This window comes from Christiangramia gaetbulicola (assembly GCF_003054225.1).
Lineage (GTDB): Bacteria > Bacteroidota > Bacteroidia > Flavobacteriales > Flavobacteriaceae > Christiangramia > Christiangramia gaetbulicola.
This window is the reverse complement of the sequence record NZ_QBKQ01000003.1, coordinates 245,901-265,873: the sequence shown is the minus strand read 5'-3', so window position 1 is coordinate 265,873 and position 19,973 is coordinate 245,901. Positions and strand designations below refer to the sequence as shown.

Genomic DNA, 19,973 nt, shown 5'->3' with positions numbered 1-19,973 from the left:
AAAGAGCCGGCGATTATCGCCGGCTTTTGTTTATTTAGTAAGCCTTGGAATAGTACTGTCTGAAATTCCCAGTCCTTTGGCCAGGTTCAAAAGATTACCCAACATGGTTTGTTCTTCCTTGTTATCTGATTTCATTTTAAGATCTGTGATCAAACTTGCAATACTTATGTTCTTAAGATCTTCTGTGGAAATCCCATACTTAGAAGCAAAATCCCTTACTTTTTCAAGAAGATTTCCTTTTACATCTTCACTTCCTAAAATTGCGCTTTTTACCTCCTGAATATTATTGGAGTTCTGCACCAGTCTGTCAAATCCTTTACCTCTGGTGATCTGTCCCACGATCTGATCGAAGAACATGGTTTCACCACCAACAATATCGATCTTGGCAGCTCTAAGAGCATCTCCAATCACTTGGGCCTGAGCATCTGCGATCTCTTTCTGGATATTGATATTAGCCAGATCTATCTGCAGGTCTTTATTAAGACGTAATTTGAATTCTTCGTGATCTTTTCCAACACCATCCAGTTTCTTCATTGCTGCAGCTTTTTCTTCTATTCCTGAAGCGTCGGCAATAGCTTTTTCTTTGATCACGTCGGCTTCAGCAAGTCCTTCTTTGCGCTTGGCATCTGCTTTCGCTTCGATACCTGCCGCCTCGGCTTTCGCTTTCTTCTCAATTATAGTAGCCTCCACTAAGCCCTGACGCTCATTAGCATCAGCTTTAGCATGCATCACCTGAGCTTCAGACATACCTACAGTTGCTTCTTCTTTAGCTTGCGCTTCCGCTAAAATCTTACGTGCTTCTGCCTGTTTCTGGCTGGCTTCTTTATGAGCAAGAGCCTCGATATTGATCTCTTCGGCCTTTTGTTTCGCTGCTTCTTTCTGCGCCTCAGCAGATTTAATTGTTTTGATCAAATCTTCCTGAGCCAGTGCTTCCGCAGTAGTTATTTTAACCTGCTTATCCCTGTCGGCAGTTTTGAAGGCCTGGATATCTTTCATATTTTCCTGTTCTTCTACCACTCCTTTTTCCAGCATCACTCTATCGCGAATCACATCCTGGATATTTTTCTTCTCAACTTCAACAACTTTCTCTTTCTCGATCTGGGCCAGCGTCACCACTCTTTCTCTTTCGGTAGCTTCGAGCAATCTGTCTTTTTCAACTCTTTCAGATTCAACAGCATCTGTACGTTCTTTATTTTTAAGGGCGACGATGATCTGGCGTTGCATGTTTTCCTCAGCAACCTTCACTTTTTCTTCCGTAGCAATTCTGGCGCTTTCAGATTTCAGCCTTTCTTCTTCATTTACTTTAAGAGTTTCGGCTTCCTCACGAGCCTTGATGTTCGAGATCTCACGTTTTTGCTGTTCCTCTTTTTCAGCTAGTTGCTTATCCAGTTCCAGGATCGCTTCCCTCGCTTCAACATCCTGCTTTCTAATTGTTTTTTCCTCATCTCTTTTAATAAGGTTGGCTTTCATATTCTGAACCGCCGTAAGCTCAGTGATCTTTTTGATACCTTCGGCATCCAGAATATTATCTGGCTTTAATTCTTTTACTGAGGTCTGCTCCAGGAAGTCGATCGCGCAGTCTTCCAGGGTATAACCATTAAGATCTGTCCCGATAATATTTACGATCTCATCACGAAATTCCCTTCTGGCTTCATATAGTTCGATAAAATCGAATTTCTTCCCTACGGTTTTAAGCGCTTCAGAAAATTTCGCCTCAAAAAGATCTTCCAGGGTGGCAATTTTAGAAGCCCGGTCTACCCCGATAGTCTGAGCTACCTTTTTGATATATTCAATATCATTATTTACGCGAACAAAAAAGGCCACTTTAATGTCTGCTCTCATATTGTCCTTGCAAATAAGGCCTTCATGAGCAAGCCTTTCGATCTGGATCTTCTTTACCGAAATATCCATGATCTCGGTCTTATGAAAAACCGGAACCGTATAAAGTCCTTTATCTGTAGCTACTTTGGTGCCGCCAAAACCAGTCCTGATGAGGGCTTGACCCTGAGGTATTTTTTTGTAGAACATCGCGATGATCGCGAAGTAGACGATGATAAGGAATAGTAATACGCCTATTCCAATTCCAATGATTGGTAAAATTGATTCCATTTTTGATTAGATTAATTAGTCGTTATAAGATTGTACTAGGTAATAATTGCGGTCTGCAGATCTCTTAATGATCAAAATACTGGCACCGTAGTTTAAAGGTTCGCCATTAAGCGATTTCACGTAAATAGACATAGAATCTCCATTTACACTCACCTCGGCATTTCCCATTTTTTCTGCAGAAATAGATGATAGTAAAGTTGCCTTTCTTCCCAGATAGTCTATTGGAGCATCCCCATCTTTATTTAGATTTTTGAAAAATCCCTTGAACGGGGTGGTAAAGATCTTAGTTAAAAATAAAGCAGGAAAGATTGCCAGGATCATGATACCAAAACCTATAAAATTATCATAGGTGTAGGTCATGGCCGTAGTGATCGCGGTAATAAACCACCAGATAAAGATCCAGAACGTGAATGTGAACATAAAAGGCAGACCAACAAAGTTGAAATAGATGAGAAAGATCTGCCACCATTTTAGTGGTTTTCTCCTCTTACCTACCACATCCTCCTGGTTGATCTCGGTATTTGAAATATCTTCAAAATCCATATTTCCTCCTTCGATCCCAGAATCAACGTCAACATCTGCATCTACATCGATATCTACGTCAAAGTCTGGTTCGAAATCAAAACCACCAATCATGGTAATGATCCAGTAAATAATCAGGATAATAAGTAAAACACTCAATATTACGTTTACTTCTGAAAAAAGTATATTGGTTAGTTCAGCCAAGGTTATTCGTCTTTAGAATTTTTCATCCCTAACTGTTCTTTTAGCTTTTCCAACTCATCATCTGCTTTAGCTTTAGAAGTATCTGCTGCTTTGTCTATTTCTTCATCAATAGATTTTGAAGCATTTGCAATATCGCCATAAGCCTCTGCCAGAGCTTCTTCCTGGGCAACTTTTTCCTTCATTCGTTCAAGCATGGAAACCGTCCCGGTACTGTCAAGCTCTGCCATTTGTTTGTTCAGATTCTTGGTAGCATTGCTCACCTTTACGCGGGCTTTCAATGTTTTGAGTTCATTCTCCCAATTGCCGATATTGGCTTTGATGGTTTGAATGTTCTTTTGAAGCTGGGCCACGTTATTATCGAATTTCAGCGATTCTTCTCTAGCCCTTGAAACCTGCTGTTCTGCAGACTCCTTTTGAACAAGCGCCTGTTTGGCAAGCCTGTCTGCTTCAGCAGCATCCATTTCTTTTGAATTAGCTTTTTTCAAAATTATGATAGCTTTATTCTGATATTCGTCTACTTTATTCTGAAACTCCTCCTGGTCATTTCTGGCTCTTATGGCCAGAGCCTTAACCTGCGCCAGGGCTTCCAGACTTTTATCAAGATCCAATTTCATGTCCCTAATACCCTGTTCGGTCATTTTGATGGGATCTTCCATTTTATCTATGGCAGAATTCGTCTCTGCCTCTCCTATTTTAAATAATCTTCTAAAGATGTTCATAACGGTTAGTTTTAATATTTTGAAAATTCGATGATATGGTCTGAGTATTCACTCATGAGCAGACTTAAGGAATTTAGGCTTCCCTCCAGTTCGTTTAGATCCATATTTTCTATTTGAAGAGTGTCCCGGTAAATTACCTTTTCGCCAGAATCGTCCAGCACGAAAGCGCCGTGGACAATGTCGCGGTTCTTTTGCAGCAAGCTTTTAAAGATCTTTTCAGACTGGTTATTGATCTTAAAAATATATTGCTCCATAATTAATATTGGCGGGGCTACCCCGACGATAAGATTTCTAATTCCGGAATTTTCTTTCTGAATTACAAAGAGTCCATCATCTGGGTTCTCCCTGGTAATATTAAAATTTAATTCCAGTAAAAAATCTCTCGTGATATTGAAATGATTTTTCATAGGTGGTTGTTACGGTTAGTACTAAAAATTTGAGAGCCTAATAATACAAAAAAGTATTAAGACTTTGTTAAAGAATATTGACAAGCTCTGTCACAGCGTAAATAACAATAGCGATCATAAAGTCGTTTTTTGATTGATGAATAAATTTGATACTTAAGATTAAACCGTTCGAACAGGATTTAAACTAAAAATATTAGCGATTGATGATGTTATTTGCTAATATTGTTAGACTAAGATACACTATTATTTCATTTCTGCAAATATTATTAGCAAATAAATGTCTTTATTCGGAAAAAACATCAAAAAAATAAGAAGCGTAAAATCGCTTAGTCAGCAAGCTTTCGCTGAAATATTCGATTTAAAACGCGGTACCTTAGGTGCTTATGAGGAAGGCCGAAGCGAACCTAAAATTGAAACCATCATTAAAATTGCTAATTATTTTAGCATCCCTATTGGCGACATGCTCACCAAAGAACTAACGGTAAATCAGTTGCTAAAGTTTAAAGTAGATTTTGAATCTAATGTACTGGAAGAGAATAACGATCTCTTTATAAAAATTCCTTGTATCACTCCTCAGCTCCAAACTGACTATCTTAGGCATCATGATAACCCGAATTTTATTGATGACCTGCCATATCTCAACCTTCCTGTAACCAATGATAATGAGCTAAGAGCATATGTCGTGGATAACCTTGAAATGAGCTCAGATAATGACGGCCTTTATCCTAAAGATATCATCATTGGAGAAAGAATAGCTCGGAAAAGATTCCCCGATCTTCAAAGTTCCTGTATATACCTGTTAATATTAAAAGACAGGATCTTTTTAAGAAGAGTATTCCAGGCCAGTAAAAAATTTATCTTAAAAGCAGATCACCGGGGCATAGATGAGCTGGAAATAGACCATACTGAAGTAAAGGAATTGTGGGAATTAAAATACGTCTTCTATCACCGCGTTCCTGAAAAACGAAATACAGATATTAAGGAGAAACTTTCGTTCTTAGAAACAGAATTTCAAAAATTGAGATCATCCCTGGACAATTAAATTAATAGATCAACTTGCTATACACAGCCTATGAAGGCATTTAAACCTATCCTATTAATTCTTATTTGTTTGACTTTTTATTCATTCAATTCGGATAGAACATTCAAAATTCTGTTTATCGGGAATAGTCTTACCTATACCAATGATCTTCCCGGCCTTGTAAGAAAAGTTGCTCTTAAGAAAGGAATGAAAATTGAAACTGAAATGCTGGCGTATCCCAATTATGCTTTGATAGATCACTGGAACGAAGAAAAGGCTCAAGACCTTATCTCCAATGAAAAGTTTGACCTGGTAATACTTCAGCAAGGGCCATCTTCCCAACAATTTGGAAGAGAAATTTTGATCGAATATGGCAAAAAATTCCGTGAGCTATGTGAAATAAATAATACGGAAACGGCTTATTTCATGGTCTGGCCTTCCCTCGAATATTATAATACGTTTGATGCAGTGATCAAAAATCACAGGGAAGCAGCCAGAATTAATGAAGCCCTACTACTTCCTGTTGGAGAGCAATGGAAAGAGCATTTCGATACTACCGACAATTTCGATTATTATTCCGGCGATGGTTTTCATCCTTCGGAAAAAGGTAGTGAAGCTGCCGCGGAAATTATCGCATCTGAATTATTAAAATGGAAATGTAATTAGTTTGACTTCCAGAGATAAAATTCTGAAATTATTTGCTTTTACTTTTTCGGCCTGAAATTTGCGCCACAAATTACAATACTAACTTTCAGTCGCCCTACCTTCTGATCTCAATTAAACTATTATGAGATTATTCTACTTTTTGATTTTCGCCATTTGCCTCAACATACAGGCAAAAACTATTACCGGTAAAGTCACCGATACCGACAATCTATCCCTTCCCGGTGTAAATGTCATAATTAAGGGGACATCGACTGGAACAACTACAGATATGGATGGAAAATATTCCATAGAAGCCAAAGACGGGGATATACTTGTTTTCAGCTTTGTAGGTTTCAAAACAAAAAAAATAAAAGTAGAGAAGAGGAGTGAAATAAATGTCGTCATGGAAGCAGATTCCAGCACTTTGGATGAAGTGATAATGGTAAATGAAAGTATCGCAGTCAGTGGCTATTCCCCAGGGATAAGAATACGAGGAGTTGCGAGTCCACAGGCCCCAATTACAGCAAATGAATCTTATAAAGAAATAGAAGAGAATACATTTAAACTGGTAAAAGCCTCTCCTCTTTCCACTTTTTCTATTGATGTTGACAAGGCTGGATATAGCAATATTAGAAGAATGATCAATAATGGTCTTGAAATTCCTAAAGCTGCAGTGAAGATCGAAGAAATGATCAATTACTTTAATTACGATTATAAGCAACCACAAGGAAAATACCCTTTCTCGATCCAGACAGAATATGCCCAAACGCCATGGAATAGAGATACTAAACTGGTAAAAATAGGCATTCAGGGAAAGAAGATTCCCATGGAAAATGTACCGGCGTCCAATCTGGTATTTCTGCTAGACGTTTCAGGATCTATGAATCAGCAAAATAAATTACCGCTGCTGAAGTCGGCTTTTAAACTGCTCACCCAGCAGTTAAGAGAACAGGATAAAGTGTCGATCGTAGTTTATGCCGGTGCTGCCGGTGTAGTGCTGGAGCCAACATCTGGAGATCAGAAAATAAAGATCGAAGAAGCACTTGGGCAACTTGCTGCTGGCGGTTCTACGGCAGGAGGCCAGGGAATTGAACTGGCTTATAAAATTGCTTCGGAAAATTTCATCAAAGGTGGAAATAATCGGGTTATCCTGGCAACCGATGGTGATTTTAATGTGGGATTGAATAGTGATAATGCCATGAAAGACCTTATTGAGGAAAAGAGAGAATCAGGCGTATTTTTAACCGCACTTGGTTTCGGAATGGGAAATTATAAAGACTCGAAACTGGAAACTCTGGCCCAGGCCGGCAATGGTAATCACGCCTATATAGACTCCATGCAGGAAGCTCAAAGAATTTTAGGGACTGAATTTGGCGGAACTTTATATACCATTGCTAAAGATGTGAAGATTCAGGTGGAATTCAATCCGGAAAATGTGGAAGCCTTTAGATTGATAGGTTATGAGAACAGGCTACTGAATGATGAAGATTTCAACGATGATAAAAAAGATGCTGGAGAATTAGGCAGCGGACATAATGTTACCGCCGTTTACGAAATAATTCCAAAAGGAGTGAAAAGTAAATTTCTTAAGGATATTGACGATTATAAATATTCTAAACAGGTTCCAATAGCAAAGAATTCTGAAGAACTTTTAACCGTAAAATTCAGATATAAAGATCCTGACGGTGAAAAAAGCAAACTGATTGAAGAAGTGGTTACTACTACTTCAGAAAAAGAACTTTCCGAAGATTTCAATTTCATTTCTGCCCTGGCTTTATTCGGAATGAATTTGAGAGATTCTGAATTTACAAACGGAAAGGAAATTCCAATGGTGATAGATCTTGCCGAAAAAGGTCGGGGAAAAGATAAGGAGGGTTACCGCGCAGAATTTATAAGACTGGCAAAAAGTTATGGCAGCATGGACCATATGACCGAAAAATAACAAACCCCATTCTAACACAAAAGGACTTAAGATTTTAAGTCCTTTTTTTTTTATCGCAAGTTTTGAGCATTTAATGCGACCATTAAAAAGCTACCGATAATCATTTTTGGATTTTTTCCTATCATTTGGATATTTTCCAATTAAGCAGTAATTTTCCAGCATGAAAGATGTGAAATTCGCCATTACCGATATTGAGACCACCGGCAACGGGATCAAAGGGAACCGGATCACAGAGATCTGTGTGATCGTAGTGCAGGATGGAAAAGTGATCGAAGAATATTCTTCTCTTGTGAATCCCAGCCAGGCAATCCCGCTTTATATTGAAAGCCTTACGGGCATTAATGACGAAATGGTGAGTAATGCACCACAGTTTTCTGAAATAGCTGATGAAGTTGAAAAGATCACCAGAGATTGTGTCTTTGTGGCTCATAATGTGAATTTCGATTATAATATCATTAGGGCAGAATTTTCCAACCTTGGGCGAGATTTTAAACGGAAAAGACTCTGCACAGTACGTCTAACCAAAAAGCTTATTCCGGGATTATTTTCCTACAGTTTAGGCAATATTTGCACCTCGATAAATATTCCGCATATAGATCGCCACCGGGCTAAAGGGGATTGTGATGCCACCGTAACCCTATTTCAAAGATGCCTGTCCCTAGATCCGGAATTTGAAGTGATCAATCAGTTACTCAATCAAAAAACTGCCGCTTCTTATTTACCTCCCAATTTTAAAAGTTCAGATTTTGAAAAGCTCCCTGTCACAACAGGTGTGTATTTTTTCAAGGATAAAGATGGACGGCCTCTGTACATTGGAAAGGCAAAAAATATAAAGAGCAGGATAAAGTCTCATTTTCAGGAAAGATCTAATCGAAAATATAAATTGATGCAGGAGACTTATAGCATCGATTACGAGCTAACCGGAAATGAATTACTTGCATTGCTACGCGAATCTGAACTGATCCTGAAATACTATCCCAAATTTAATAAGGCTCAGAAAAAAGTTAGTAGACCCTATACCCTAACCTCCTATCACAATCAAAAAGGCATTGAACAATTTGCATTACACAAGAATAAGATCGCACCGGTAAGCTGGATGAAATTCTACACCCGGGAAGAAGCCATAAAATTTCTAGAATACCTTTGTCAGGAATTTGAGCTATGTCCCAAATACTGTGGGTTACAAGCCGGAGTTAAGGTATGCGATCATTATAAGATCACTGCCTGCAGTGGAGTTTGTGAGAATGAGATAAGTATTGATGAATATAACCGTCGTGTAGAAAAGGCAGTGGAATTCATTTCGCGATATGAGGATTCCTGCCTTTTGGTAGAAAAAGGGCGTAACAAAAATGAAAAATCTTTCGTTTATCTTAACAAAGGCAGGTATGCCGGGTTTGGATATATAGATAATTCAGAGGAGTTAAAGCATCCAGAGGACTTTAGAAATTACCTGACGCAATCAAAAACTTCCAGTTATGCAGACAGGATCGTGAGTCGCTACCTGAATACTAAAAAGAATCTGACCAAAATACCACTTACCTCTACAGAAGTTAGTGAAGAAATGGAGGCGGAAACCTGGTTTGGATAGAAAAAAGACTATCTAAAAACCTCAAAAATAATTGATTATCAATTGTTTAAGACGTTCAACGGGTTTTTATTCTTAAATTTAGAATACTAACTCAATCGAACACCATGTCTAAAATCCGCATTTTATCTCTTGATGGCGGGGGAATTCGCGGTATCATTCCCGCTACCGTTCTATCTTATATTGAAGATAAATTGAAGGAGAAAAGTGAAAATCCTGGTGCATCTATTTCTGAATACTTTGATTTTGTAGCAGGAACCAGTTCTGGGGGAATTCTTACCCTATTATATTTATGTCCAGATGACAAAAAAAAGTCAAAATATAGCGCCAAAGAAGTTCTAAACCTTTTCCTGGAGAAAGGTGACGAAATATTTAAAGTTTCCATTCTCGAAAAGATCAGAAATCTTAACGGCATTATAGATGAAAAATATCCTGAACGCTTCCTGGAAAAACTGCTTAAAAACTATCTGTCTCAAAATCTTTTAAGCGACAGCCTAAAACCATGTATTATTTCCAGTTATGACATAAGGAACAGGAAAGCCTTTTTCTTTACCAGTATTGAAGCTAAAGAATCTAAAAACAACTTTTACATGAGAGAGGTTGCCAGGGCCACATCTGCAGCTCCTACCTATTTTGAACCTTCAAGGATCAAATCTATGGATGATACTACGCATGCCTTAATAGATGGTGGTGTCTTTGCAAATAATCCAGCTCTATGTGCTTACGCCGAGGCCAGGAAAATAGATTTTAAAAAAATACTCAGTAACCCTTCCAAGTCTTTAAAACCTACAGCTAAAGATATGATCATCGTGAGTATTGGTTCAGGAGATATTAAAGAGCCTTATTATTATAAAGATTTTAAAAATGCAGGTGTTTTTCAATGGATCAAACCTCTGTTTGACATGATGATGAGTGGAAACTCTGAAACCGTAGACTATCAGCTTAGAAAGATTTACCAAACCCTACCGAAGGCGGATCAAATGGATTATCACCGTATACAACCAAAGATCATCAATGCAGATAATTCTATAGATAATGCCAGTAAAAAAAACCTGAATGCCCTACACCGAGATGGGCTTTTGACCGTTGCTGAAAATAAAAAGGAGCTGGCTCTAATAGTCGATAAACTGATAGAAAATCAGTAATCATTGATCCTAATTTTCATTCTCCTGAACATAAACTCTTTTCCGGTGGTCTCTTAAAGAAAGAAGATAATTCTAGACCAGTCTGATTCTTACCTTCTTCTTTTTCAATCTTGAGTTATCGAGTGACTCTATAATACCTTTAGCTTTTGAAGCAGCAACCGAAACAAAACTACAATCCTGTTTCAATTCAATAGTCCCTAGTTCTTCCTTGTTAAGATTTCCTTGTTTAAAAAATAAACCGGCAATATCCCCCTTTGATATTTTGTCCTTTCTTCCTCCAGAAATAAAAAGGGTTTTCCATTCGGTTTCCTTTTCTATAGGATTCGATTTCAGTTTTTGAATGGTTGACTCCTCGATGAATTCCGGTAATTCCTCTTTTTCCCATTTCAGTACATAGGCCGTCCCTTTAGCATCCATTCTGGCCGTTCTGCCATTTCTATGGGTGAATTCAGCTTCTTTAAAAGGAAGTTGATAATGAATTATAAAATTTAGTTCGGGAATATCGATGCCTCTTGCAGCCAAGTCGGTCGCAATGATGATTCTGTGCGTTCCATTTCTGAATTTAATCAAGGCTCTTTCACGATCCTGTTGCTCCATCCCGCCGTGAAAAGTTCCATGCGAAATATTATTTTCAGCTAAATATTCGCTTACCCGCTCTATGCTATCTTTATAATTACAAAAAATGATCCCGAGTTTATTACCAATATGTGCCAGCAGGTCAATGAGACTTTCAAGTTTATCTCTATCCGGTGAATTCACCGTTTTCACCTTCAGCAGCGGAGTTTCTTCTGTTAAATAATTGATCTTCCTTGCATCCCTCATTCCTACAAACCGTGGGATTTCAACATTCTGGGTTGCTGAAGTTAAGATGCGCTTTTCAATATTTGGAAGAAGATCAAATATCTCAGACATTTCTTCCTTAAAACCAATTTCCAGTGATTTATCAAATTCATCCAGAACAATCGTTTTAATATCTTCTGAAGAAAAAGTTTCTCTTCTCAAATGATCGGCCAGTCTTCCGGGAGTTCCTATGAGTATTGCCGGCGCATGTTTTAATTCGATCTTATCTTTTGCTGAAGATCTGCCTCCATAAACCGCATTAGCTTTAAAACCTGTTCCCATTTCTCTTAGAACCTGCTCAATCTGTATCGCCAATTCTCTTGAAGGCACCAGGATCATTGCCTGCACATTTGGTAGCTCTGCATCAAGTTCTTCCAGAAGGGGTAGTAAAAAGGCCAGGGTTTTTCCTGTACCCGTGGGGGATAGTAAAATTGTATTTTCTGAAGAACTAATCGCTTCAGCCGCCTCCTTTTGCATGGGATTAAGGCTACTTATATTCAGTTTATTGAGAATTTCTCTCTCAGATTTAATGTTATTGGCCATGCCCCAAAAGTACAGCTAAATTATAGAGTTTATTCAGATTGAAAACTTTTACCTTTGAAGCTATTCTAAATTCAAAAAATGCATCCAGAGAATATTCATAATGGTTCATATGACTTTGAAGCTCTAGTCCAGTCAAATCCAGAACTTTCCAAATTTGTTTTTCTGAATAAATATGGAACCCAGACCATTAATTTTGCTGATCCTGATGCTGTACTTGAACTGAATAAAGCTCTGCTAAAGCATCATTACAAGGTTGATAACTGGAGTATTCCCAAAAACTATTTATGTCCGCCAATTCCGGGAAGAGCAGATTATATTCATCACCTGTCAGATCTTCTATCTAAAGAAAATATAAAGGACCAGATCAAAGGTATTGACATTGGGGTTGGAGCCAATGCGATCTATCCAATTCTGGCTAACCGTATATATGGCTGGAAAATGCTGGGAACAGATATTGAAAAACTATCTGTAGAAGCAGCCATAGCTAACATTCAGGCTAATCCAAATCTTATTGAAGACATTGAAATAAGACATCAGGATGATCGCGGAAGCATTTTCAAGGGAATGATCAGACCAGGTGAATATTATCATTTCAGTATTTGTAACCCGCCATTTCATGCCTCAAAAGAAGAAGCTGATAAAGCAGCATCCAGAAAAATAAAGAATCTTGGTTTAAAAGATTCTTCAGAATTAAATTTTGGAGGACAGGCGAATGAACTCTGGTGCAACGGCGGAGAGGCTTTATTTTTAAAAAGAATGATTAGAGAAAGTGCGTTATTCAAAACGCAGGTAGGTTGGTTTACCAGTTTGGTTTCAAAAAAAGAAAACCTGCCGAAAATTTACAAACAATTAAAAAAACTAAAAGCCGAATTCAAAACCATAGAAATGGCTCTGGGAAATAAAAAAAGTCGTCTAATTGCATGGAAATTCGGTGAAAGATGAAGTCAACAGACTCATTTTTTATTTTTAATAGGCTTTCTGAATTTATTTGCAAAGGAAAACGTTATATTTAATAACTTAAAAATTTTCATATTTTACTGAAAATCTGATTTTTAAATTCCATCAATCAGGAAATTTCATAAAAAGTTAAAAGGTAAAATTAGACTCATTTGTATTAATTTTCGTAAATAGTATTAAATAAGGGTAGGATTTATTGTGAGACGAAGTGACCTTAACATGGAAAAAACTCAGATTTTCGAAAATCTATTCACTCGCCTGGAGCAAGGTCTCCCTTATTATCTCTATTATCATAGTCTGGATCATACAAAACGTGTGATAGAACGCTCGGTTTTTCTTGCCAGAGATGAGGGTCTTTCAGAGGAAGAGATCGAATTAATTAAAGTCGCCGCATTATATCATGATGCCGGTTTTTTGATAGGACGTAAAGATCACGAGACCAAAAGCTGTAAGCTGGCATCTAAGGAATTACCAGAATTTAATTATTCTGAGGAGGAGATCGAGACTATCTGTGGAATGATCAATGCTACCCGTATTCCTCAGGAAACCCATAACATCTATGATAAAATAGTTGCAGATGCAGACCTATTTTATTTGGGAACCGACGAGTATGATATTTATTCCAATCAATTGTACAAGGAGCTAAAACATATCAGACCGGAAATAGACGAAAAGGAATGGTTTAAAATTCAGCTAGACTTTTTGTATTCTCATACATTTCATACACATTACGGGATTAATGTGCTGGATCCTGTAAAACAGAAAAACATCAAAAAACTGATCAATTCCCAATTGCAGAAGTAGAATATTTCAGCTTTTATATTCCTTTTTTTACTGCATTCTGCTCTAATTCAAGCAAAATTTCAACATATATAGGAAATTAAAAAAAATAGCTATAGCTTTAATATTCAAAGTTTTGGTTACTGAGTAAGACTAGCATAGGTGAAAAATTCAACCTTATTCATTAGCTAACCAACCAGGAAAAGGGACAACAGAAGTTGTCCCTTTTTTATTCAGCTTAATAAAGATCAAAAAAAAACCCTCCAGAAAGAGGGCATTTATATAATTTGAAATTTTTTAATTATAATTCTAGAAATAACAGCCGCCTTTTCTTCTTCCAGGATTTGCTGCACTATCAAATATCTTAAAACTTATACTCAATAATAACTGATTCAATCTGGAGTCATCGAAATCTGCAGTATTAATACCATACCCATCCTGTCCTCCATTTACTATATTGATAATATAGGGTTCTTTGGATGCCAAGGTGCGGTCATATCTAAGATCTAGTTCAAAACGTCCAAAAGCGGCCTTAATTCCAGCCTGTGCCGCCAAAGGACTATTCTGGACTATTACCGGTTGATCTGGCTCATTTCCTTCTAAACTTGCATCTAATATTTTTTGATAAGCAGGACCTGCATAAATATCTAAAGGTCCCCATACGTTATATCCAAAAAGAAGAGGGACACTAATTTTTTCTACTGCATATGTTGAAGGCCGCCTAGGAAACCCAAATTCAGTTTCCATTGCGCTGTAAATAAGCTCCGGACGTATCATGAATTTATTGAACCTAACTTCAAAAAAACCACCACCGTGATATTTGAATTTTGAATCAGCCTCTACAGTTCCTCCGAAATCGGTACCTCCTCCTACTCGACCGGTGATCTGACCGCCCATCACGTAACTGGGACCTCCTTTAATACCGAAGCTAAATTCCTGAGCGTTAGTCGCTGAAAAGCATAACAAACCAATAACAAGTAGATAAAGTGCTTTATTCATAATCATAGTATAATTCGCGGACTTATGGGGATAAATATATCAATTTAATAGACTAATCAAATAGTTCACCTCATGTTTTTAACGTAAAAAAGCCGCCCTGAGTATATCACAAATAAAAAAGCACCAAATATTGGTGCTTTTAATTCTATATAGATTTCTTTTAATCTGTGGTTTTTTCTCCTTCCCATTCAGAAAAACCTCCAAGCAAGTTATAGGTCTCACTAAACCCCATTTGATCCAGTAAAGTGCAAGCCTGAGAACTCCTCTTACCAGAGCGGCAATAAATATAATAGTGTTTGGATTTGTCTAATTTTTCAACCTCATTGATAAAACCCTGACCTTTATATATATCAATATTCTTTGAGTTCGGTATATAACCCTCTTCTACTTCCTCTTCAGTTCTTACATCGAGAATGACGGCCTCCTTATCATTCTTTAATTGCTTTTGCCATTCTTCCTGACTTAATTCTTTCATAGTAGTAACATTAAATTTTATTGGTATGGTAAATATAAGCCCATTTTTTTTTCTGAAGCATTGAACAGAATTTGAGGAGAAATTTTAACAAAAAATTAAACAACTCGGAATACAAATCAACTAAATTTGTACATACAAATGTTGTTTATACAAATGAAAATTGAAGAGTTACTAAAAACAAAAGATATTATGTCGCCTTCGAAAAAGCTGGCTTTAAATTTAATAGTTACCGCAAATCACATAAGTGATAAGATACAGGAAGCGATAAAACCTTTTGGAATTAGTTCTCAGCAGTTTAATGTTCTTAGAATTCTTAGAGGTCAGAAAGGAAAACCGGCCAACCTTTCTACTATTCAGGAAAGAATGGTTACCAAAATGAGTAATACTACCAGACTTGTAGACAAACTTGTAGAGAAAGATCTATGTGAAAGGATTATCTGCCCTTCTAATAGAAGAAAAATTGAAATAAGGATTACTGAGAATGGCCTGAATTTACTAGAACAAATAGATCCGATAATCGAAAAAGTCGAAAACGACTTTGCGAGTAAAATAAATGAAAAGGAATTATTATCACTAAACACCAAATTAAATGAGCTTAGAAGTTAATACTAAAACCACCTACAATGAAGATCTTAACTGGAGATATGCCACTAAGAAATTCGATTCAGAAAAAGAGATCAGTAAAGCAGATCTAAATACTTTATTAGAAAGTATTCAGCTAACAGCTTCTTCATATGGTTTACAACCTTACAAGGTTATGGTAGTTGAGGATGAAAAAATCAGAGAACAATTGAAAGCAGCCGCCTGGAACCAAACTCAGATTACAGATGCCTCTTATGTCCTGATTTTTGCCAACCTTAAATCTGTGAATGAAGCATATGTTGATACCTACCTGGATAATATTGCGGAAACAAGAAATATGTCCCGTGAAGATCTAAAGGGTATGGAAGACATGATCAAAAGCACAACGCTCCAACTTCCTGCTGAATTGCAGAATACCTGGGCGGCTAAGCAAGCTTATATAGCTTTAGGTAATCTTTTATCGGCCGCGGCCAGTTTAAAAATCGATACCTGCCCAATGGAAGGATTCGACGCTGCAAAATTTGATGAGATCCTTGGTCTGGGAGAAAAAAACCTGACCACTGCTGTGATTGCTCCAATTGGATACAGAAGCGAAGAAGATCATTATCAGCACTTAGCTAAAGTAAGAAAATCAAAATCAGATCTAATAGAAATAATCTAAACACTAAAATTTGAAAATTATGAAAAACACAATTTTAAAAGGCGGAATAGCCGCAGTAATCGTTTTAACAACGCTTGCATTTACAAACACAAAAAAGGAAGTAGACGTTAAAGCCAGCACCGTGGAATGGACTGGAGAAAAAGTAACCGGTTCTCACAACGGTACTATCCAGCTTGAAAGCGGTCATTTAATGATGGAAGACGATAAGATCGTAGGAGGTGAATTCGTGATGGATATGAGCACGATCACTGTGACAGATCTTACCGGTGAGAACAAAGGAAAGCTGGAAGGTCACTTGAAATCTGAGGATTTCTTCGGAGTTGAGAAACATCCAACAGCTAAATTGGTAATCACTAGTGCAGCTGCCAAAGGTGATGGAAAATATGGTATCGTAGGAGATTTAACAATCAAAAACGAAACACATCCTATCACTTTTGACCTTGTTATGAATGGTAATTCAGCAAAAACAAATCTTACCATAGACAGATCAAAGTATAACGTAAGATACGGGTCAGGAAGTTTCTTCGATAATCTTGGAGATAAGACTATTTATGACAATTTTGACCTTGCAGTAAATCTTAAGTTCTAATAATTATTCCCCGGAGTTTCGGCTCCGGGATTTTATTTTGGAAAAAGATTTGTTTTGAAAAAATTCATCTCTATATTTGAAGTCATGTTTACAATGAAAAAAAATAACTGGTGGTGGAATAACTTACGTCAAACTTCGTGAGCTAAACTGCTATTTCCATTATAGAAATTACAAAGGCTTGTCTCACGACAAGCCTTTTTTTATTGCTTAAAATCAACATTCAATGTTTGAATTAAATACAAAATATAAAAAAATTCTTGCCGATACCATTACCCCGGTTAGTATCTACCTGAAGTTAAGAGATAAATATCCAAACAGCTTATTGCTGGAAAGTAGTGATTATCACGCTAGCGATAACAGTTTTTCATATATCTGCTGCAATCCCATTGCATCCTTCAAATTGGAAAATGAGGTAATTACCTCAACATTCCCAGATGGGAAAACAGAAACCATGAATGTTGATCCTTCGGTTTCCGTTCCTCAGGAAATTCAGAAATTCTCCCAACAATTCAAGGCAGATTCTTCTGATTTTAAATTCATAAATAATGGACTTTTTGGGTACATAGCCTATGACTCTGTAAGATATTTTGAAAATGTCGAGGTGACCAGGAAGGAAAAAGATCTTAAGATCCCGGATATTTATTACGCAGTTTATCAGAATATCATCGCCATCAATCACTTTAAAAATGAAGCTTATATTTTTGATCACTCTTATGCTTCAGAAAGTAAGATCGATGAGATCGAGCAATTATTGAAAGTAAAGAATTTTGCTTCTTATAATTTCAGCAGACACGAAGATGCGGTTTCTAATTTAACCGATGATGAATACAGGTCTGTTGTAAAAGCAGCAAAAGAACATTGTCATAGAGGAGATGTTTTTCAGTTGGTACTTTCCAGGAGATTCTCTCAGAAATTTAAGGGTGATGAATTCAATGTTTATCGTGCCCTGAGAAATGTAAACCCATCCCCCTACCTGTTCTATTTCGACTACGGAAACTTCAAAATTTTTGGAAGTTCGCCGGAAGCTCAACTGGTAGTTGATAAAGGAAGAGCCGAAATTCATCCTATCGCAGGCACCTTCAAAAGAACTGGAAATGACGAAAAAGATGCGGAAATTGCGAAAGAACTGGCTGCAGACGAAAAAGAAAATTCAGAACATGTAATGCTGGTAGATCTTGCCAGGAATGATCTTAGCCGGAATGGCAGCGATGTAAAAGTGGAGAATTATAGGGAAATCCAATTCTTTTCCCATGTGATCCACCTGGTGAGCAAGGTTACCGGAAAGAAAGATCCTAATGTCCCCACCCCTCAGATCGTTGCAGACACTTTCCCCGCGGGAACTTTAAGTGGTGCGCCAAAACCTATGGCCCTGAAACTGATCGAAAAATTTGAGAACGTGAACCGGAGTGCTTATGGTGGAGCAATTGGTTTTATGGATTTTGAAGGAAACTTTAACCACGCCATTATCATCAGGTCTTTTGTAAGCAAGAATCATGAGTTACATTATCAGGCCGGGGCTGGAATTGTTTCAGAATCAAAACCTGAAAATGAATTACAGGAAGTCTATAATAAATTAGGGGCATTGACTAAAGCCCTGGAAATCGCTGAAGAAATTTAGAATGAAAGAGATGAAAAAGATATTAGTGATAGATAATTACGATTCGTTCGTATATAACCTGGTTCACTACCTGGAAGAACTGGATTGTAAAGTTGTGGTTAGGCGTAATGACCAGCTGCATATAGATGATGTTGAAGATTATGATAAGGTCTTATTGTCACCCGGACCAGGGATTCCTGACGAAGCTGGTCTACTAAAACCTATTATCGAAAAATATAGTGCCACCAAAAGTATTCTTGGGGTTTGTTTGGGGATGCAGGCGATTGGTGAGGTATTTGGAGGAACTTTACGAAATCTGGATGATGTTTATCACGGAGTGGCCACCAGAATAGATCTTTTTGTAGATGACGAATATATTTTCAAAGGCCTTAATAAAGAATTGCAGGTAGGACGGTATCATTCCTGGGTGGTGGAAAAGAATTTACCACCTGCCTTACAGGCGACAAGTTATGATGAAAAGGGAGAGGTTATGTCCTTAAGGCATAAAGAATATGATGTTCGTGGAGTACAGTTTCATCCTGAATCTGTTCTTACCCCGGAAGGAAAAAAAATGATCCAGAATTGGGTAGAATATGAACCAAACCAGAAAACAGCAAAATCCGAAGTAAAACCTGAGCACGAAATATAAAGAATGAAAGAACTACTAAACAGGCTCATTAGCCATGAAACCATAAGCACCGAAGAGGCCAAACAGGTGATCTTTAATATTTCTGAAGATAAATACAATGACACCCAGATCGCGGCTTTTCTAACAGTTTATATGATGCGGAGCATCACGATCGAAGAGCTGGAAGGATTCAGGGATGCTTTACTGGAGTTGTGTATAAAAGTAGACCTTTCTGGTTATGAAGCAGTGGATCTATGCGGAACCGGTGGCGACGGAAAGGATACTTTCAATATCTCCACCACCTCATCATTTGTAACAGCTGGATCAGGCGTTAAAGTTGCCAAACACGGAAACTATGGTGTTTCCTCAGTTAGCGGTAGTTCTAACGTGATGGAATCTCTTGGTATCAAATTCAGTAATGATGCCGGATTTCTTGAAAAGTGTATTGCTGAATCTAATATTTGTATTCTGCACGCGCCTTTATTTCACCCAGCTATGAAGAATGTAGGTCCTGTTAGGAAAAGCCTCGCAGTAAAGACATTTTTCAATATGTTGGGACCTATGGTAAATCCTGCTTTTCCTAAGAACCAGCTAGTAGGAGTTTTTAGCCTTGAACTAGCCAGGATGTATGCTTATCTTTATCAGAATACAGATAAGAACTATACTATTTTACATGCGCTGGATGGATATGACGAGATCTCGCTTACCGGAGAAACCAAAAGCATAAGCAACAATTCTGAAAGGATCCTGAAAGCATCAGATTTTGGTGTTTCAGAATTGAAACAATCTGAAATTGCCGGTGGCGGATCTATAGAAAGTTCTGCAGGAATTCTGATGAATATTCTAAAAGGAAAAGGAAATCAGGCCCAAAATAACGTAGTATGTGCCAATGCCGGAATGGCAATTGCTACTTCCAGGAATCTGAGTCCGCAGGATGGTTTTGCAGCAGCTAAAGAATCACTGGAATCTGGTAAGGCACTGGAAAGTTTTAAAAAATTGCAGGAATTAAGTCAAAATTGAATT

Annotated in this window: 20 protein-coding genes; 13 read left to right on the top strand and 7 right to left on the bottom strand. The window is 37.5% G+C overall.

The genetic code is table 11. The features are described 5' to 3' along the window. Positions 1-30 precede the first annotated feature (30 nt). The 4 genes from C8P64_RS12720 to C8P64_RS12705 are packed head-to-tail and all read right to left on the bottom strand — an operon-like array spanning position 31 to position 3,961. Positions 31-2,109 carry a flotillin family protein gene (locus tag C8P64_RS12720; protein WP_108172462.1) on the bottom strand — a complete coding sequence of 693 codons (2,079 nt, stop codon included), beginning with the start codon at positions 2,107-2,109 and terminating at the stop codon, positions 31-33. Between the two features lie 15 nt (positions 2,110-2,124). Beyond that, the gene (locus C8P64_RS12715; protein WP_108172461.1) at positions 2,125-2,835 is read right to left on the bottom strand and encodes a hypothetical protein; all 711 of its coding nucleotides are present in this window, start codon (positions 2,833-2,835) and stop codon (positions 2,125-2,127) included. A 2-nt stretch (positions 2,836-2,837) separates the two neighbouring features. Continuing rightward, entirely contained in the window at positions 2,838-3,554 is a 717-nt protein-coding gene (locus C8P64_RS12710; RefSeq protein ID WP_108172460.1) for a PspA/IM30 family protein, read from the bottom strand. An 11-nt stretch (positions 3,555-3,565) separates the two neighbouring features. Continuing rightward, a complete protein-coding gene (locus tag C8P64_RS12705) occupies positions 3,566-3,961 on the bottom strand; it encodes a type III secretion system chaperone family protein (RefSeq protein WP_108172459.1) in 396 nt (131 codons plus the stop codon). A 277-nt stretch (positions 3,962-4,238) separates the two neighbouring features. On the opposite strand from C8P64_RS12705, the gene C8P64_RS12700 reads away from it, so the two are divergent. From C8P64_RS12700 to C8P64_RS12680, 5 genes are all read left to right on the top strand, one after another. Continuing rightward, on the top strand, positions 4,239-5,003 hold the full coding sequence (locus C8P64_RS12700; protein ID WP_108172458.1) for a helix-turn-helix domain-containing protein: 765 nt from the start codon (positions 4,239-4,241) through the stop codon (positions 5,001-5,003). Positions 5,004-5,033: 30 nt separating this feature from the next. Then, complete coding sequence (locus C8P64_RS12695; RefSeq protein WP_108172457.1) at positions 5,034-5,648, top strand: SGNH/GDSL hydrolase family protein; 615 nt, start codon at positions 5,034-5,036, stop codon at positions 5,646-5,648. Between the two features lie 121 nt (positions 5,649-5,769). Then, positions 5,770-7,569 carry a vWA domain-containing protein gene (locus C8P64_RS12690; RefSeq protein WP_108172456.1) on the top strand — a complete coding sequence of 600 codons (1,800 nt, stop codon included), beginning with the start codon at positions 5,770-5,772 and terminating at the stop codon, positions 7,567-7,569. Between the two features lie 160 nt (positions 7,570-7,729). Next, positions 7,730-9,157, top strand: coding sequence for an exonuclease domain-containing protein (locus tag C8P64_RS12685; RefSeq protein ID WP_108172455.1), 1,428 nt, complete (start codon positions 7,730-7,732; stop codon positions 9,155-9,157). A 104-nt stretch (positions 9,158-9,261) separates the two neighbouring features. Then, complete coding sequence (locus C8P64_RS12680) at positions 9,262-10,299, top strand: patatin-like phospholipase family protein (protein WP_108172454.1); 1,038 nt, start codon at positions 9,262-9,264, stop codon at positions 10,297-10,299. Between the two features lie 72 nt (positions 10,300-10,371). Here C8P64_RS12680 and C8P64_RS12675 read toward each other — a convergent pair whose 3' ends face one another. Further along, positions 10,372-11,682: a DEAD/DEAH box helicase gene (locus C8P64_RS12675; RefSeq protein ID WP_108172453.1), complete on the bottom strand. Its 1,311-nt coding sequence runs from the start codon at positions 11,680-11,682 to the stop codon at positions 10,372-10,374. A gap of 78 nt (positions 11,683-11,760) precedes the next feature. On the opposite strand from C8P64_RS12675, the gene rlmF reads away from it, so the two are divergent. After that, positions 11,761-12,624 carry a 23S rRNA (adenine(1618)-N(6))-methyltransferase RlmF gene (gene rlmF, locus C8P64_RS12670; RefSeq protein ID WP_108172452.1) on the top strand — a complete coding sequence of 288 codons (864 nt, stop codon included), beginning with the start codon at positions 11,761-11,763 and terminating at the stop codon, positions 12,622-12,624. 234 nt (positions 12,625-12,858) lie between these two features. Further along, the gene (locus tag C8P64_RS12665) at positions 12,859-13,443 is read left to right on the top strand and encodes an HD domain-containing protein (protein WP_108172451.1); all 585 of its coding nucleotides are present in this window, start codon (positions 12,859-12,861) and stop codon (positions 13,441-13,443) included. A gap of 285 nt (positions 13,444-13,728) precedes the next feature. Here the strand turns inward: C8P64_RS12665 and C8P64_RS12660 are convergent, their stop codons facing one another. Both C8P64_RS12660 and C8P64_RS12655 read right to left on the bottom strand, forming a co-directional pair. Next, the gene (locus C8P64_RS12660) at positions 13,729-14,418 is read right to left on the bottom strand and encodes an outer membrane beta-barrel protein (protein WP_170106663.1); all 690 of its coding nucleotides are present in this window, start codon (positions 14,416-14,418) and stop codon (positions 13,729-13,731) included. 160 nt (positions 14,419-14,578) lie between these two features. After that, a complete protein-coding gene (locus C8P64_RS12655; protein ID WP_108172449.1) occupies positions 14,579-14,893 on the bottom strand; it encodes a rhodanese-like domain-containing protein in 315 nt (104 codons plus the stop codon). 189 nt (positions 14,894-15,082) lie between these two features. Here C8P64_RS12655 and C8P64_RS12650 point away from each other — a divergent pair, with 189 nt between their 5' ends. The 6 genes from C8P64_RS12650 to trpD all read left to right on the top strand — a co-directional run bounded on the left by C8P64_RS12650 (position 15,083) and on the right by trpD (position 19,970). Then, the gene (locus C8P64_RS12650) at positions 15,083-15,499 is read left to right on the top strand and encodes a MarR family winged helix-turn-helix transcriptional regulator (protein ID WP_423738318.1); all 417 of its coding nucleotides are present in this window, start codon (positions 15,083-15,085) and stop codon (positions 15,497-15,499) included. Next, positions 15,483-16,136 carry an NAD(P)H-dependent oxidoreductase gene (locus C8P64_RS12645; protein WP_108172447.1) on the top strand — a complete coding sequence of 218 codons (654 nt, stop codon included), beginning with the start codon at positions 15,483-15,485 and terminating at the stop codon, positions 16,134-16,136. Before C8P64_RS12650 ends, C8P64_RS12645 begins: the two co-directional genes overlap by 17 nt. 19 nt (positions 16,137-16,155) lie before the next feature. Beyond that, positions 16,156-16,725 carry a YceI family protein gene (locus C8P64_RS12640; protein ID WP_108172446.1) on the top strand — a complete coding sequence of 190 codons (570 nt, stop codon included), beginning with the start codon at positions 16,156-16,158 and terminating at the stop codon, positions 16,723-16,725. A 223-nt stretch (positions 16,726-16,948) separates the two neighbouring features. Continuing rightward, a complete protein-coding gene (locus C8P64_RS12635) occupies positions 16,949-18,343 on the top strand; it encodes an anthranilate synthase component I family protein (protein ID WP_108172445.1) in 1,395 nt (464 codons plus the stop codon). A 10-nt stretch (positions 18,344-18,353) separates the two neighbouring features. Further along, positions 18,354-18,971, top strand: a complete 618-nt coding sequence (locus tag C8P64_RS12630) for an anthranilate synthase component II (RefSeq protein ID WP_108172957.1) — start codon at positions 18,354-18,356, stop codon at positions 18,969-18,971. A gap of 3 nt (positions 18,972-18,974) precedes the next feature. Then, the gene (gene trpD, locus C8P64_RS12625; RefSeq protein ID WP_108172444.1) at positions 18,975-19,970 is read left to right on the top strand and encodes an anthranilate phosphoribosyltransferase; all 996 of its coding nucleotides are present in this window, start codon (positions 18,975-18,977) and stop codon (positions 19,968-19,970) included. The last annotated feature ends 3 nt before the right edge of the window (positions 19,971-19,973 follow it).